We start from the raw sequence: 14,952 nt of genomic DNA on the forward strand, positions 1-14,952 counted from the left end.
TGGTGGTGGGGGGGGGGGTCAACCACCCCGGCGGCGGGGTCGGGGTCCGGGGGTCTTATCCGGCCGGGGGGGGGGGTTCCCCCCATTTTTGGCCCCCCCCCCCCGCCCCTGGTGGCGCTACAGCTCAGGTGCGTTGTTTGCGTTTGCCTAGAGTCGCCTGGTATAGCAGGTCGCCCACCAGGACGATGACGACCGCGGCGACGAGCTGGAAGGCGTGGCGGCTCCAGTCGAGGCGGGAGGTCGAGTCGACGCCCGCCCAGCGCGCGATCGCGTTGCCGACAATGGCGCCCAGCATGCCGAAGATCGTCGTCAGCCAGAGAGGGCTGTGCCGCTTGCCCGGGATGATCACCTTCGCGATCAGGCCCAGCACGAATCCCGCGATGAACGGCCGGATGATCGACCTCCCCGGGTCTCGATTCGTACCCCTCGAAATATGCCTTCGTCAACGATTAATCGGGCAGTCCCGCGTTCAGCTCGCAGGTTCTCACTGACTGAGAAAGCAGCCACCGGTGCGCTTGATTCGACCTTGTGAGTACCGGCAGAGTGGATCAACGCTCTGACCAGCGAAGACGGGATGCGGCGGAGGCGTCAGTCTTTACTGGCGGTAGGCGGTCAACTGCTTGTCGAACGACTTCAGATAGCAGCCCTGGCGTGCCAGCTGTGCGCTGACCGTCTTCATCGCCTCGACCGCACTTTGCACCTCATCCCCGAGGGCAGCGGTGACGGCGCCCTCCTCGCGGGCCACCGTTTCCCACCGGCGGATCAGAGTCGACTTGCCCACGCCGGCAAGACCGTGGACATGGAAGAGGAACTGATAGGCGTCGCTTTCCGGAGTACGGCTGAGGTTCTCCCGGAACACCGCCAGCTCACGCCGCCGCCCGACGAACCCTTCGCTGCGCCGACGACGGATAACCTCTTGCCGCGACACTGGCCCCTGAGCCATGCAGCCTCCCCCGAACCCGACCTCCAGAGTGTCGCAACGCAGCAAGCTCCGCGGGAGAAGCCAGCAACTGGCCCCGACAGGCAGCAGACACCCGCACAGATGGATACGAAAGTCACCGACGGGCGGGCACCGGCATCCTGCTCACCCGGCCAGGCACTCTCCGGCCGACCGCTACGCTGACCCCGCTGTCTCTGGGGGGGAACGCCGTGCCCGCATACGCATACGTCTGCAAGGTCTGCGGTGACGACGTCTGGGCCGAGACGGGCCACGAGATCCGGACATCGATCCAGCACAGCAAGGACGCCGGGCACACGGCAGGCGGCTTGTGCGTCCCCGACAGTGCGCACGCCCGCCAGCTCCGAGCACACCACCCCGTATCAGGCTTCACGGCCCGCCAGGCGGCCCCTTCACCACGAGCGCGCCGCTGGTGGGACGCACTACCGCTGCAACTGCGGGCCCTTGCCTTCCTGATCACGGTCGGCCTCGCAATCGTCGCCAGCTCCGCACTTTCCGACGCCCTCGACGACACCCCGAGCTTCATCAACTGCCACGAAAGGATCGCCTGCTGAACCGGCCAGCGCCAGCCTGTTCGAGACGGGCAAGGGGGCCCATGTGGGTCGCACTGTAATGAACGAAGACGTCGACGGGCGGATGGCCGTCGACAGAGATGAACCCGTATCCCGCCGTGGCCAGGCTGCGGGAACCTGTGACCTTCCGTCCCGATGATCTGCGTGGTCACACGCTCATGCCGTAGCCAAGCTCCTCAGCCCCGACGTGCCAGAAGGAGTTCTCGTCGGCAACGGCCTCGGCGTCAAGCAACCCGAATCGTTCCAGCAACGCTTCAGTGAGCGCGTCGGCGGCCTCCTCGGCCAGGTCCACGGTTTCGTCCTCGCTCAGACCGTCACCGGGTCCCTCGTATGCAGCGGCCTCAGCAGCGGCTTCCTCATAAGCGCGGTTGAAGCCAACGAACGCCTCAACGCTGGAGTTCACCAGTTGAGGAGGACCGCCCTCAGGCAGACACCACAGGGAGCCGTCTTCACGCCGTAGGGCGAGCCCGCTCAGCCCTGGGTCGACCGCGACCAGGGCATACCGCGCACCGTCGACCGTGCGTTCCACAAAAGGGGAGTCCTGCCACACCCCGGGGTACGGGCAGCGAGCACATCCGGACAAGAGCGAGGCGACTTCAGCGTCGTTCATGCCGAGAACATAGCCCGCCCCGCCGACACTTCACCAAACCGGTGAACCTAATCCGTAGTCAGGCGTCACCATGAAGCGCAAGCTTCTGGGGATGTTCGAGTGGAGGACTGGGACACCTCCGGCGAAACCGGGCCGGCAGAGACCTCCGCATAGAGCGGTGGGCGGTCCTCCGGTTGATGGTGGTGACCGCTGCATGGGCGCCAGGAGTATGCCCTTTAGACGTCATTTCACTTGGCCAGTCTGCGGTGACATATGAGGGTTGCGGCGATGGCAGTGAAGGCCAGGAAGTGTTCGTCCAACCACACCATCCGCCTGGATCGGATACGCGCCCACTGGGGGCGACATGCTCCGCGTGGCAGGCTCCCTGCCCCTGGGCGAGGTCCGCGGCCACGACCTGATCCGCATGCTCTCCCGGGACGGGAAGCCGACCGGACTCGGCGACGCATTCGCCCACTACGGGCGACTCTTCAAGACCCTGCACCTGCTCCAGTTCGTTTCCGACGAGGGGTACCGGCGGATGATCGGCGCCCAGCGCAACGTCACCGAGGCCCGTCACCGCCTCGCCCGGAAGATCTCTCCCGTCTCTCCCCGCTCCAGTACGACCACATCAACCTCCTCGGCCAATACGCCTTTACCCGACCTGCTGCGCCGGGCTGCGACAATTACGCGACCCACACACGGACAAAGACGATGACGACTGCGGGCAGGCCTGAGCATCAAGAGCCAGCAGGGCGCTGATCACTCTGCGGGCCAGCGCCTTCCTTCTTAGACGCCATTTCACTTGGCCAGTCCGCGGTGACATAGGAGAGTTGCGGCGATGGCAGTGAAGGCGAGGAAGTGTTCCGGCTTACGCTCGTAGCGGCGGTGCAGGCGTCGGCAGCTGGACAGCCAGGACAGCCAGGACACGGTCCGCTCCACGACCCAGCGGGGTCGTCCCAGGTGCTGGGACGACTCGATGCCCTTGCGGGCGAGGCGGTGCCGGATGCCGCGGGATGCCAGCCATCGCCGCAGGTGGCGGTAGTCGTAGCCCTTGTCTCCGTGCAGTTTCCCAGGCCGTCGACGTCGCTGGCCGCGACGGGAGCGGATGGGCGGGATGCCTCGGACCAGTGGGATGAGGGCCTGGCTGTCGTGAAGGTTGGCGGCGGAGATACCGATCGACAGGGGCAGGCCCTGTCGATCGACGATGAGGTGGATTTTCGATCCTTTCTTGCCGCGGTCGGTCGGATTCGGTCCCGTCAGCTGCCCCCTTTGAGGGCCCGGACGCTGACGGAGTCGATCGCACACCGCGTCCAGTCCAGCCCACCCTGGGCACCGAGTTCGTCCAGGACCAGGCGGTGGAGTTTGGCCCATACCCGGGCTTCGGTCCACTCGGTGAACCGGCGGAAGGCGGTCACCCCCGACAGCCCGAAGCCGGGCGGCAGTTGGTTCCATGTGCAGCCTGAGGTGGCCCCGAAGATGATCGCGGCGAACACCTCGCGGTCCCCGCGCCGGCGATGGCCTCCACCCTGCGGGCGAACCGGTGCCGGCGGCACCACTCGCTGGAACAACTCCCACAGGTCTTCCGGCGCCATCCGCTCGACAAGCGCAGCAGTCATCACCCCAGACTGCCGCAAGATCACGCCAACTGAAATGGCGTCTTAGTGTGCTACTGGCAACGGCTGTCGGCCCCCGATGCCCGGCCGCTCTCAGACGGCGCTGATCGGCGCCGGACTCCCGAGGAGCCGCCAGCTGCCGCCGCGGTGCTCCTTCGAGATCGGGAACATGCAGGAAGGAGGCCAGTGCGGTGGCGGCCTGGAAGGCATCGATCGCACGCTGGGCCATCGGCATGCCCAGGCGCAGAAGACGCGGATCCACTTCGCCCAGGATCTCGTCGACGAAGGGCCGCAGCACGCTGTCGTAGCCCGCCAGTGCGGCCGGCACGTCGCCCGGGTGCCATTTGATCTCGCCGGCCAGGACGTAAGCGCCCACCAGGCCGCCGGAGATGCCCACGCCGCTGTAAGGGGAAGCACAGTGGGCCGCGTCGCCGACAAGGACCACGCGGCCCTTGGACCAGGCGTCGGCTCGGACCTGGACGACCTCCTGGGAGTAGAAGAAAGGACTCATCTGCATGCCTTCGATGAAGCGCGCGGCCCGCCAGCCCGCGTCGCGGAACCTGCTCACCCAGAACTCCCGCTGGCGCTCGACGGATTCCCGGTGGATCGCCGAGGCCTCCTCGGACTCCTCCCGCATGACGAAGTACACCTGAGTCTCGGTCGAGTTGCGGCTGCGGCTGCGGCTGCGGCTGCGGCTGCGGCTGCGGCTGCGGCTGCGGCTGCGGCTGCGGCTGCGGCGCATGATCTGACGGCCGCCCGGGACCATGCAGGTGTCCCGGACATTGGTGTCGGACGCGATGCGCGGAATGAACCAGTAGGCCATGTGGATGCCGACCCGCCAATACGGATCGAAGCCCTCCGGGAGGATCGCCTGCCGGATGCGCGATCCCTGCCCGTCCGCGCCGACCAGGAGGTCGAACTCCCCGGAGGACCCGTCGGAGAAGTGCGCGACGACCTTCTGATCGTCCTGCTCGAAGCCGTCCATGCTCACGCCGAAGAGGTACTCGGTGTCGTCCTTCGACGCGTCGTGCAGGATGCGTACCAGGTCACCACGCATGATCTCGTACTCGGACGTGAGGGTCTGCCGGCCCTGGCCGGAGGTGTTGGCCATGATCGTCACCCTGGCCCTGCCGCGCGCGTCGACGAAGGCGACTCCCGCTTCGTCCACCAGCTTGCCGCGCACGGCGTCAAGAAGCCCCATCCGCTGGACGGCCTCGATGCCCTGCCCCCGGAGGTCGACCTGCGCCCCGGTGGCCCGCAGCGCCGGAAAGCGTTCGACGACCGTCACCCTGTGTCCGCCGCGCGTGAGCCAGAAAGCCAGCGCCTGGCCTGCTATCCCGCCACTGGCAACAAGGACCCGCAGGGGGCGCGCTCCCGATCCGTTGACCATGCCCCCCCACTCCAAAAACCTATCAGTGAATGATTTTTCTCCAGAGTCATCTATCGGTGATAGATTTGTCAACGTGACCAAGGTGAACCGCGAGATCGTCGTCTCTGAAGCGCTCGACCTGCTCGACGACGTCGGGCTGGACATGGTCAGTACGCGGCGGCTGGCGAGGCAGCTGGGTGTCGAACAGCCCTCGCTCTACTGGTACTTCCGCACCAAGAAGGACCTCCTCGCCGCCATGGCGGCGGCAGCCATGGCACCGCATGCGGCCACCCCGCTGCCGACGCCGGACGACGACTGGCGCGACTGGTTCCTGGACAACACGCGAAGCTTCCGGCGCACCCTGCTGATGCGCCGGGACGGCGCACGCCTCCACGCAGGCAGCACCCCCGCCAGCGACCTCGACCGGATCCGTCACAAGATGGATTTCCTGCTCGCCTCCGGAGTTCCTGAGCGCGATGCACAGATGGCGATGCTGGCTGCCAGCCGTTTCACGGTGGGCAGCGTCCTGGAAGAACAGGCGGACGCCGGCCCCGGCGACGGCTCGGATCCACCGGCGGACATGCCTGCGATCGACCACGAGTCGGCATTCGAGGCCGGCCTGACCCTCATCCTGGACGGCCTGGTGCACCGCACCGCGGCCCGGACCGCCTCCCTGTCGGCAGACGATCGAATGACGACAGGGCGGCGGCGCGTCCAATGAACCCGTGCAATCCGGGGGTTCGCGGCGGCCGGAATCCAATCGGATCCGATGGTGATTGCCGACAGGGGTTTGACGACAGATAGGGTCCGATCCTTCGTACGGGAGGGGCCCACAGTGGCGAACCTGGTCCACAAGCGGGTCTCGACCGACCAGCAGTCCATCGCCCGGCAGAACCTCGTCCTCGACGAGGCCAGGATCGAGGACCCGGTCGACTTCGAGGAGGATCCCGGGACCTCCAGCCGCCTCCACCCGCTCCAGCGACCGACGTTCCACGTGCCCCTCGACTACGCGCGCGGCCGAGCATCAGCGCCCACGCCGTCAGTGCCCCCAGAAGGTCACCACGCAAGGCGCGTGTGGTAGTGCCCCAGCCAGCCGGCCAGCCGCCCGTTGCGGTGTTCCCGTCCGGTCCTCACGGGGACGGTTTCGGAGAGTACGTCGCGATCCCCACGGCCGGCTCCTTCGCTGCGTCCGGTTCAGTGCCCGAGGGGCAGAGCTGCGGATGCGACCCAAGAAGTGGCGTGGCATTTTGAGATGATATGTGTGACCTGCGCGAGGAGGCCGGTGTGTCGGAGCTGACGGTCGAGGAGGCGCGGAGGACTGCGGCCGAGGGGTGGATCTGGGGGTTCGCGATCCTGGACAACTACCGGACGATGTACCCGCAGGCGGTCGACGCCGATGACCGCCGGTACGTGGGGGGCTTCGGGTCCTTCCGGCACTACTCGGAGCCGTTCACCCCGGCCAACACCGACGTGGTGACACCGAACAACGACACCCCCTACTCGTGGGCCTGGCTGGACCTGCGCGCCCAGCCCTACGTGATCTCGGTGCCGGCCGTGGACCGGTACTACGTCCTGCCGCTGCACGACCTCGACACCTCCTACATCGGCTACATCGGCTCCCGGACGACCGGCTCGCAGGCGGGTGACTACCTGGTCACCGGGCCTGACTGGGACGACGTCGTTCCCGCGGGGATCACGGGCGTGCTGCGGGCCGAGACCTTCCTGGTCGGCATCCTGGGCCGCACCTCTCTGGCCGGCCCCGACGACGTACCGGCCCTGCGGGCGATCCAGGAGCAGTACGTGCTGCGCCCGCTGTCGGAGTACACCGACACCACCGCGCCCCACCCAGTTGACGAACCGGTGTGGCCGGTCTGGCGGGAGGAGGATCTCGCAACCGTCGAGTTCTTCACCCTTCTCGACTTCCTGCTCCAGTTCTTTCCCGTCCTCGGCAGCGAGCGGGAACTGCGGGACCGGCTCGCCGCGCTCGGTGTCACCGGCGGCGGCGAGTTCGAGCCCGGCGCCCTGACGCCCGAGATCCGCGCTGCGGTCGAGCAGGGCATTGCGGACGCCCGCACACTCCTGGAGGAGGCGAAGCAGGACGCCGCCGACTCCACTCACTGGTTCGGCACCCGCGCCGAGCACGGCGACGACTACCTGACCCGCGCGGTCGGCGTCGCCAAGGGCCTCTACGGCCTGCCCGCGGCGGAGGCGTGGTACGCGGGGTGGGCCCAGGACGACCAGCGCAACCGGCCGCCGAACGCCTCCACGCACGACCACGTCATCCGCTTCGCCCCCGGCGCGCTGCCGCCGGCCCGCTACTTCTGGTCGGCCACGATCTACCGGCTACCCGAACGGCTTCTGGTCGCCAACGAGATCGACCGCTACTCGATCGGTGACCGCACCCCCGGACTGGTCCACGACGACGACGGCGGCCTCACCCTCTACGTACGCAGACACCGCCCGTCCGATCCGAAACAGGAGGCGAACTGGCTGCCCGCGCCCGATGGGCCCTTCACCGTCGCCATCCGCGTGTACGGCCCCGAGACCTCGGTCCTCGACGGCTCCTGGACCCTGCCCGCCCTGAGCGTCGACGTCTGACAGGAGCCAGCCATGACCAGCAAGGCCAGTCCGAGCAGTGCGAGCGGCGCCGGCACCCTCGCCGACCTGGCCGCCGACGCGTACGTCTACGGCTACCCCCTCGTCTTCGACGTCTCGATGATCTCCGCGTTCATGCACAAGGGCTTCGGCTCGCTGCCGCCCACTCCCTTCAACCAGTTCGGGCACGCCGCCAAACTGGCCACCCCCGACGCCCACTTCGTGTCCGTGAACAACGACACCGTCTACTCCATCGCCCAGGTCGACCTCTCCGCCGACCCTGTCCTGCTCCATGTCCCGGACACCGCCGGCGCGTACTACGTCCTGCAGTTCGTGGATGTGTGGAGCAACAACTTCGCCTATCTGGGCAAACGCGCCACCGGCACAGAAGAGGGTGACTGGCTCATCGTCCCGCCCGGCTGGTCCGGCACCGCTCCGGACACGGTGCGCGGGCTGATCGAGGCTCCGACCGCGGTCATCTCCGTCGTGGGCCGCAACGCCTGCGACGGCCCCGAAGACATGCCCCGTGTCCGCGCCCTGCAGCAGCGGCTCACACTCACCCCGCTCGACGCGGCCACCCACCGCGCGGGCCTGCCCGCGCCGAATCCCTCCGTGCCCGAGGAACTGCGCTTCTACGAACGGCTGCGTGTCTGGATGGCGGACTTCCCGCCCTCCGGCCCCGACCAGGACCGTCAGGAGCGTTTCCAGCCCCTGGGGCTGCTCGAAGAGGGCCCCTCGCCGTACGTGAAAGCCGACGCCGTGCTCGTCGAGGCCCTCACCGAGGGGCTGGCGGCCGGCAAGGCACGGGTCGAAGCCGCATCGAATCCCCCTGACGACAACGGACGTCCGCCGGGCGCCTGGGTGGCCAACCCGCACCTGTTCGACTACAACCTCGACCACCTCGGCATCGGGACGATCGACGCGCCGCAGTGGAAGATCGCCGACCGGGAGGAGTCCTACCTCGTACGGGCCGCGGCGGCACGGGCCGCGCTGTGGGGCAACCACGGTTACGAGGCGGTGTACGCGCATACCTTCACCGACTCCGACGGCGAACAGCTGAACGGATCCCGGTCCTACACCCTGCGCTTCGAGCAGCCGCCGCCCGTCGCATCGTTCTGGTCGGTGACCATGTACGACACCCCCGACTACTACCTCGTCGCCAACCCCGCCGACCGCTACTCACTCGGCGACCGCACTCCCGGACTGGTGTATGACGAGGACGGCTCGCTGACCGTCGTCATCCAACGCGAACGGCCGGACAACCCGGCCGAGGCGGCGAACTGGCTGCCCGCCCCGGAAGGTGACTTCCGGCCCATGATCCGCCTCTATACGCCCATGCAGTCCGTCCTCGACGGCACCTACCAGCTGCCGCCCATCGTGGCGAGGGGCTGAGGCCACCGTGGAGACGCCGTCGGGCAGATGCTCGCCTCCGCGATTGGCATCGCCATCAGCCCCCGCCGCTGATCGCCGTGATCCTCATGCTGGCCACCCCCAAGGGCCGGGGCAACGGCCCCGCCTTCACGTCGGGCTGGCTGGTCTCGCTCGCCGTGCTCGTCACGGTCATCGTCCTCGCCGACTCGGGAGGCGACGCATCCGGCAGCGCAGCGGGTGAGGTAGCCGTAGATGCGGTAGGCCTCCAACGGGTATTCGATCCCCTGCTCCTGGAGGTCGGCACCGAGCACGGCCAGGAAGGAGTCCGCGCCCGGCCCTTGGACATGAACGCCCCGACACCCTCGCGGCGTAAGGTCGGGCCACCATGACCGACTGCGACACCTACGGCACCAGCGCACACACCGCGAGCGAACTGGTCCGCCTCGGCAGCGCGGACGAGCTGCGGCAGGACGGGGACCAGGGTGCGGGTGCGCTGCTGCCATCCGTGTCTGCCGGTGCCGGGTCTCCTTGATGTAGCCGCGGATGTCGGCCTCGCTGATCGGACAGGATGCCCAGCGGGCAGGGTCCTCCATCGAGATCATGGGGTGGTGGCGTTGCAGGTCGCCCCAGAACAGGTCGGCCAGCATCTGGGCGTGGTTGACCAGGGAGCGGTAGTCCAGGACGGCGGATCGCTCGGCAAGGTAGTGCACGAGCACGTCGCGGATCGCGCGGTTGGCAATCGGATGGCGGTCGATCAGCTCGGCGGGCGTGAGATGGCCGCGGGCCTGGGCCTCACGCAGGGTCGGTGGCGAGTCCTTCAGACCGCCGACGGCATGAAGGATGTCGTGGGCGACGGGCAGGGCCGTCACTGTGCGGCCGTTGTCCCGACGGGCCCGGGCGTAGTCGGTGAAGTCCTCCAAATTAAAAGCCAGCAGGTCCTTGCCGGTGACGATGCTCATGCGGGTGAGCACGTTCAGGGCTTCGGTCGCGTGCTCGTCGCAGCGCTGTCCGCCTCCTCCCTGGTCCCGGGGTAGGCCGCCTCGTCGTCTTCGGCGATCTCAACGACGATCTCGATCGCCGCATCCACGCCCGCGCGCAGATCTGCCCACCGCCCTGCCTTTTCCTTCCGCTCGTCAAAGGAGCCGCGCGCGGGCGGGCGGGCAGGAAATCGGCATGCCGGTACCGACAGCGCTGCACGCAGCCGGCCAAAGGCCAGCACCGTGCCGTTCGGCACGTCGTCGAGAAGCTCGGTCCATACCCCACGTCCTCCCCCAAGTCCGTCAAGGGGTGCTGACCTTTCGGCCCGCAGTGAACGAAGCCGCAGGACCTGTTGCAGCCCTGGGCGAGGGTCCGGACCGAGGCTCCCTTGTCGTGCGCCTTCTTCAGATCGGCGCCGATCTTCTGGCGGGCCGGTCCTTTGACGTGGACGTGGATTCCCAGCATGACGGCTCCCTTCAGGCTCGTACTCGTGAACGGCAGCGCCGACGCCGCGGGGGGCGAGGCGCCGGACGGCTCACCGGCGGGCTGCGGCGCCGGCCTCGCCTGCGTTGACCAATGCTGTTCTCAGCTCCTGCACCCCACGGGGGCGTTCGCCGGGGAGCAGGGCGATTGCGGCGTCCAGCAGGGCGCGGACGTGACGTCGTACGGCCGTCTCCCGCCATGTCCCGGGCGCCTGGGCGGCCAGCAACGCGGCCAGGAGCAGGGCGTCGGTGCAAGTCGGGGTGGGCGGCGGCGCGTTCGACGACGAGATCGGCGTCGGTCAGAGCCGGGGAGTGCCCGGCGCTCGCCCGCCTCAGCTCCAGCCACACCGTCTCCTGAACGGCCGCGTCCGCGAAAGCGCTCGCGCCGGCGAACGCTCCTAGCGGCAGGACGGCCGCGAGCGCGGCCCCATAGGCCCTCAGACACCCCCACTCGTGCCTGTTCGGTCGGCGATAGCGGGCCATCGCCGGTGTGCGGCTGCGGGCGGCGATCGCCTTCAGCAGGCGGGAGACCGCGGCCACCCCGTCGCCAGGGCCGACCGCCAACTCGGCCCGCCAGGCAGCGGGTTCCCCCAGAAGGCGGGGTCGGCCAGGAGGGCGTGCGCGAGGTGCTCGGCGGCGCCGAGCACGGCGAGGAGCTCGGCGCGGTCCAGGCTCGAACGACATGTGAGAGAGGCGGCATCGTGCCGTCCCCCTCTCACACTCTCGTGCCCCGCCAGGAACGAGGTGAGGCGGTCGAGGCACGCGGGACGAGGGACGGTGTCGCCACCGGCTGGGAGGCGACCTGGTTGCCGGCGAGGACTTCGAACAGCACGCGAGCGACCTGGGCTCCGAAGCCGTGCACGTCGTGGCTCATCGCGGACAGCGTCGGATGGGTCAGCCGGCACAGCTGGGAGTCGTCCCAGGCCAGCAGCGACAGGTCGTCCGGCACCGAAATACCCATCTCGCCGGCCACGCCCAGTCCGGCCACCGCCATGATGTCGTTGTCGTAGACGATCGCCGTGGGCCGTTCCGGGGACAGCAGCAGAGAGCGCGTGGCACGTGCTCCCTCCTCGCCCGAGAAGCTCGTCTCCGCGTGCGGGCCGCTCTCCAGGCCGAGTTCCCTCATGGTCTGCTCGAAGGCGATCGTTCTGATGGCGCTGTGTCCCAGGCCCCGGGGGCCGCCCACGTGCGCGATACGCCGGTGTCCCAACGCCGCCAGGTAACGCACCGCCTCGGCTACGGCGGCGGCGTCGTCGGTCCAGACGGAAGGGAATCCCCCGGTCAGGGACGGGTGGCCGACCGCCACGGCCGGCAGCCCCAGCTCCCGCAACGGTTCGACACGCGGGTCCTCCTGATGGAAGTCGACCAGAATCGAGCCGCCGATCTGCCGCTCCCGCCACCAGCGCTCCTGCAGATGGATCTCCTCGTCGAGCGAAGCGACCAGCCGCAGCAGCAACGAGCAGTCCCGCTCGGCCAGTACGCTCTCGATTCCGGAGACGAACTCCATGTAGAACGGCTCCAGGCCCAGCAGCCGGGCCGGCCGGCAGATCGCCAGCCCGACGGTGTCAACCGACTGGCGCGACAGGCTGCGAGCCGAGGAGTTCGGCGCCCAGCCCAGTTGTCGCGCCACCGCGAAGATCCGCTCCCGGGTGGTGTCGGAGACGCCCGGTTTGTGGTTGAACGCCAGAGACACGGCACCCTTGGACACGCCTGCGGCGGACGCCACGTCCCTGATGGTGACGCGTTCGACGGGTGCGCTCACGCCGGTTCCACGCAATACAGCGCGGCACGCACGGCGTTGACCTCGACCCCGGCCGCTCCCGTGACCCGGAGGCGGGCCCGTTCACCGGGGAGGAGAGTGCGAAGCCCGCTGTCGCAGACCGCATCCGGGCCGAGCCGGTCGGCCTGCAGGAGAAGGTCGCGTACAAGAGTGCGTGCTGTCACCACGACATCGACACTACCCGCATCACCACTGACCGAGTACTCCACGGCCACCTCATAGTGGGGTACCGGATACGCGAAGTCCTTGTCCGGTACGGGAACGCGCAACGCGCGCAGATCGTCACAGTCAGCGACGAGGAACTCCTTGCCCGACTGCTCGTCTGGTACCAGTTCCTCCGGCACACTCTGCCGGTGCACCGACCGGGCGGTGACGGCCGCGTTGAGCACCAGCCTCGCCACCTCGGTGCCGTCCGCCCGCATCCGCCGCAGCTTGACCGGGGCCTGCCACGGCTCCGCGGCCTGGTTGACGACGGCGAGCACCAGGCCGTCGGTGCCGGGCTGCAGGACGAGGAGGCGATCCGCGTAGACGCGGCGCAGCTCGTGGTAGACGGGCTTGAGCCTTCCGTCGCCGTCGATGGCGGCCCAGGAACTGACCGGCCAGCAGTCGTTGATCTGCCAGACGACGGTGCCGGCGCAGACCGGCCAGTGCGAGCGCCAGTGTTCGATGCCGGTGGCGATCGCGCGGGCCTGCACGACCTGGGTGAGGTAGTGCCAGCGGTCGAAGTCGTCCTCGGGCAGGACGAAGTGGCGTTCCACGCCGCGGTTCAGCTTGCCGTTGCCGTCCTCGGCCTTCTGGTGGTGCAGCATGCCGGACGAGTCGGGGGCGAGCCGTTCTCCGGGCAGCGCCCGCCGCAGGGTCGCCATCGCGGGCGGTGCCTGCCAGCCGAACTCCGAGACGAAGCGGGGCACCGAGTCGCGGTATTCGGCGTAATCCCGCCGGTTCCAGACCTCCCACGAGTGATAGGTGCCGTGGGCGGGGTCGTTGGGGTGGTGATCCCAGGAGCCGGACCAGGGACTGCCCGCCGTGTAGGGGCGGGTCGGGTCGAGTTCGGCGACGACGCGCGGAAGCAGGTCCAGGTAGTAGCCACCGCCCCACGAGTCGCCGGCGAGCCCGGACTCCCAGTCCCAGTCGCGGAAGCCCCACAGGTTCTCGTTGTTGCCGTTCCACAGGACGAGGCTCGGGTGCGGCATGAGCCGGACAACGTTGTCGCGCGCCTCGGCCTCGACCTCGCCACGCAACGGCTGCTCCTCGGGATAGGCGGCGCAGGCGAAGAGGAAGTCCTGCCAGACCATGAGACCCAGTTCGTCGCACACGTCGTAGAAGGCGTCGTCCTCGTAGATCCCTCCGCCCCAGATCCGCACGAGGTCCACTCCCGCCTCGGCCGTCTGACGCAGCCGCGTGCGGTACCGCTCGGGTGTGACCCGGGAGGGGAAGACGTCGTCGGGGATCCAGTTCACCCCGCGGACGAAGACGCGCGCGCCGTTGACGATCAGGGTGAACCCGGTTCCGTGCTCGTCCTCGGAGCGGTCCAGCACCACGTCCCGGAATCCGATCCGCCGCCGCCAGGAGTCCAGTGGCCTCGCCTCGGGCCCGTCCTCGGCCAGCGCGACGTCCAGGTCGTAGAGCGGTTGTGCGCCGTAGCCGCGTGGCCACCACAGGGATATGTCGGGTACGTCGAGTGTCAGCACGGCCCGCGTGCCGTCGACGACCGCGTGTGCTTCGACGCCGGCGACGGTGGCCCTGACGGCGAGAGAACGGCCGGTCCCCTGTTCCGTACGCTCGATGTCGACCCGGACCTCGACCCGGCCGGTGAAGTCGTCGACCGTCACCAGGGGACGCACGCCGGCCAGCCTCGCCGTCGACCAGCGCTCCAGCCGCACCGGACGCCAGATTCCGGCGGTCACCAAGGTCGGGCCCCAGTCCCAGCCGAAGCTGCACGCCATCTTGCGGATGTACTGGAACGGCTCCGGGTAGACGTTGGGCCGCTCGCCGGTCAATGCCCGCACCGCCGCGGCCTCTTCGTAGGCGGAGGCGAAGTCCACCTTCAGCAGCCCGTGGTGACCGGTGACGTCGAAGCGGTGGTGGCGGTGCATGTTGCGAGTGCGCCCCAGCTCCCGCCCGTCCAGGGTGACGGTCGCCGCTGTGTCCAGTCCGTCGAAGACCAGGTCGGTCCGCTCATGGACTTCTTCGGTGGTGTCGGTGGCCGCCACGTCCCGGACATAGGTCCAGGCACGCCGCCCGACCCACGCCACCTCCGGCTCGTTGACACCGAGGAAGGGATCAGGGATCAGACCGGCCGCGAGCAGATCGGTGTGAACACAGCCGGGGACCTGGGCGGACAGCAGCCTCTCGCCGTGCCGCAGACCCCAGTCCTCGGTGAGCTGGACAACTTCCTTCATGTGCGGCTCCTTAGGCGGGACGGGCCTGATTCATGTGCGACGCGGCCCAACTTAACCTCACATGACTAAACCGGTCTATCCCTCATTTCACAGAAGGAGATCCCGTTGCGTAGCAGGTAACGCCAGGGATGTGTCCGGTGCAGCTGTCCATTCTGGGTAACGATTAAGTCTCGCGGTGAGACAGATAGCTTTACCGGTCAACCTGCGCCTGCCATAGTCGCGACCAGCACGGAGCCCGAGCCG

The 14,952-nt window shown here is 68.6% G+C and carries 14 protein-coding genes and 2 pseudogenes; 6 read left to right on the plus strand and 10 right to left on the minus strand.

The features are described from left to right. Window positions 1-124: 124 nt before the first annotated feature. On the minus strand, window positions 125-370 hold the full coding sequence (locus ACIP79_RS38690; protein ID WP_401231668.1) for a GlsB/YeaQ/YmgE family stress response membrane protein: 246 nt from the start codon (window positions 368-370) through the stop codon (window positions 125-127). Between the two features lie 225 nt (window positions 371-595). Continuing rightward, window positions 596-943, minus strand: a complete 348-nt coding sequence (locus ACIP79_RS38695) for an AAA family ATPase (protein WP_401231671.1) — start codon at window positions 941-943, stop codon at window positions 596-598. Between the two features lie 206 nt (window positions 944-1,149). On the opposite strand from ACIP79_RS38695, the gene ACIP79_RS38700 reads away from it, so the two are divergent. Further along, window positions 1,150-1,512: a hypothetical protein gene (locus ACIP79_RS38700; RefSeq protein WP_401231674.1), complete on the plus strand. Its 363-nt coding sequence runs from the start codon at window positions 1,150-1,152 to the stop codon at window positions 1,510-1,512. Window positions 1,513-1,678: 166 nt separating this feature from the next. On the opposite strand, the gene ACIP79_RS38705 is transcribed toward ACIP79_RS38700, so the two are convergent. Then, entirely contained in the window at window positions 1,679-2,140 is a 462-nt protein-coding gene (locus ACIP79_RS38705) for an SUKH-4 family immunity protein (RefSeq protein ID WP_401231677.1), read from the minus strand. Between the two features lie 343 nt (window positions 2,141-2,483). Here ACIP79_RS38705 and ACIP79_RS38710 point away from each other — a divergent pair, with 343 nt between their 5' ends. Then, entirely contained in the window at window positions 2,484-2,834 is a 351-nt protein-coding gene (locus ACIP79_RS38710) for a Tn3 family transposase (protein ID WP_401231680.1), read from the plus strand. Window positions 2,835-2,917: 83 nt separating this feature from the next. Here the strand turns inward: ACIP79_RS38710 and ACIP79_RS38715 are convergent. Both ACIP79_RS38715 and ACIP79_RS38720 read right to left on the minus strand, forming a co-directional pair. Further along, a protein-coding gene (locus tag ACIP79_RS38715; protein WP_401231683.1) for an IS5 family transposase occupies window positions 2,918-3,735 on the minus strand; the annotation gives its coding sequence in 2 pieces (ribosomal slippage) (window positions 2,918-3,385 and window positions 3,388-3,735; 816 coding nt in all). A gap of 412 nt (window positions 3,736-4,147) precedes the next feature. Next, window positions 4,148-5,266 (minus strand): annotated as a pseudogene (locus ACIP79_RS38720) (FAD-dependent monooxygenase); the annotation flags it as partial. Here ACIP79_RS38720 and ACIP79_RS38725 point away from each other — a divergent pair. From ACIP79_RS38725 to ACIP79_RS38740, 4 genes are all read left to right on the plus strand, one after another. After that, the gene (locus tag ACIP79_RS38725) at window positions 5,196-5,822 is read left to right on the plus strand and encodes a TetR/AcrR family transcriptional regulator C-terminal domain-containing protein (RefSeq protein ID WP_401231686.1); all 627 of its coding nucleotides are present in this window, start codon (window positions 5,196-5,198) and stop codon (window positions 5,820-5,822) included. The pseudogene ACIP79_RS38720 and the gene ACIP79_RS38725 overlap by 71 nt on opposite strands. Before the next feature lie 114 nt (window positions 5,823-5,936). Continuing rightward, window positions 5,937-6,182, plus strand: coding sequence for a hypothetical protein (locus tag ACIP79_RS38730; protein WP_401231689.1), 246 nt, complete (start codon window positions 5,937-5,939; stop codon window positions 6,180-6,182). Between the two features lie 203 nt (window positions 6,183-6,385). After that, window positions 6,386-7,699 carry a DUF1254 domain-containing protein gene (locus tag ACIP79_RS38735; protein ID WP_401231692.1) on the plus strand — a complete coding sequence of 438 codons (1,314 nt, stop codon included), beginning with the start codon at window positions 6,386-6,388 and terminating at the stop codon, window positions 7,697-7,699. 12 nt (window positions 7,700-7,711) lie between these two features. Next, on the plus strand, window positions 7,712-9,088 hold the full coding sequence (locus tag ACIP79_RS38740; protein WP_401231693.1) for a DUF1254 domain-containing protein: 1,377 nt from the start codon (window positions 7,712-7,714) through the stop codon (window positions 9,086-9,088). Here the strand turns inward: ACIP79_RS38740 and ACIP79_RS38745 are convergent. From ACIP79_RS38745 to ACIP79_RS38765, 5 genes and pseudogenes are all read right to left on the minus strand, one after another. After that, on the minus strand, window positions 9,055-10,026 hold the full coding sequence (locus ACIP79_RS38745; protein WP_401231695.1) for a hypothetical protein: 972 nt from the start codon (window positions 10,024-10,026) through the stop codon (window positions 9,055-9,057). The genes ACIP79_RS38740 and ACIP79_RS38745 overlap by 34 nt on opposite strands. A gap of 14 nt (window positions 10,027-10,040) precedes the next feature. Then, a complete protein-coding gene (locus tag ACIP79_RS38750; RefSeq protein ID WP_401231928.1) occupies window positions 10,041-10,301 on the minus strand; it encodes a hypothetical protein in 261 nt (86 codons plus the stop codon). Window positions 10,302-10,387: 86 nt separating this feature from the next. Further along, window positions 10,388-10,510: pseudogene (locus tag ACIP79_RS38755) on the minus strand (helix-turn-helix domain-containing protein); the annotation flags it as partial. Between the two features lie 732 nt (window positions 10,511-11,242). Then, window positions 11,243-12,289: a LacI family DNA-binding transcriptional regulator gene (locus ACIP79_RS38760; protein WP_401231698.1), complete on the minus strand. Its 1,047-nt coding sequence runs from the start codon at window positions 12,287-12,289 to the stop codon at window positions 11,243-11,245. Continuing rightward, window positions 12,286-14,709: a glycoside hydrolase family 2 protein gene (locus ACIP79_RS38765; RefSeq protein ID WP_401231701.1), complete on the minus strand. Its 2,424-nt coding sequence runs from the start codon at window positions 14,707-14,709 to the stop codon at window positions 12,286-12,288. Before ACIP79_RS38765 ends, ACIP79_RS38760 begins: the two co-directional genes overlap by 4 nt. Between the last annotated feature and the right edge of the window lie 243 nt (window positions 14,710-14,952).

It is taken from the genome of Streptomyces sp. NPDC088747, assembly GCF_044751025.1.
GTDB lineage: Bacteria > Actinomycetota > Actinomycetes > Streptomycetales > Streptomycetaceae > Streptomyces.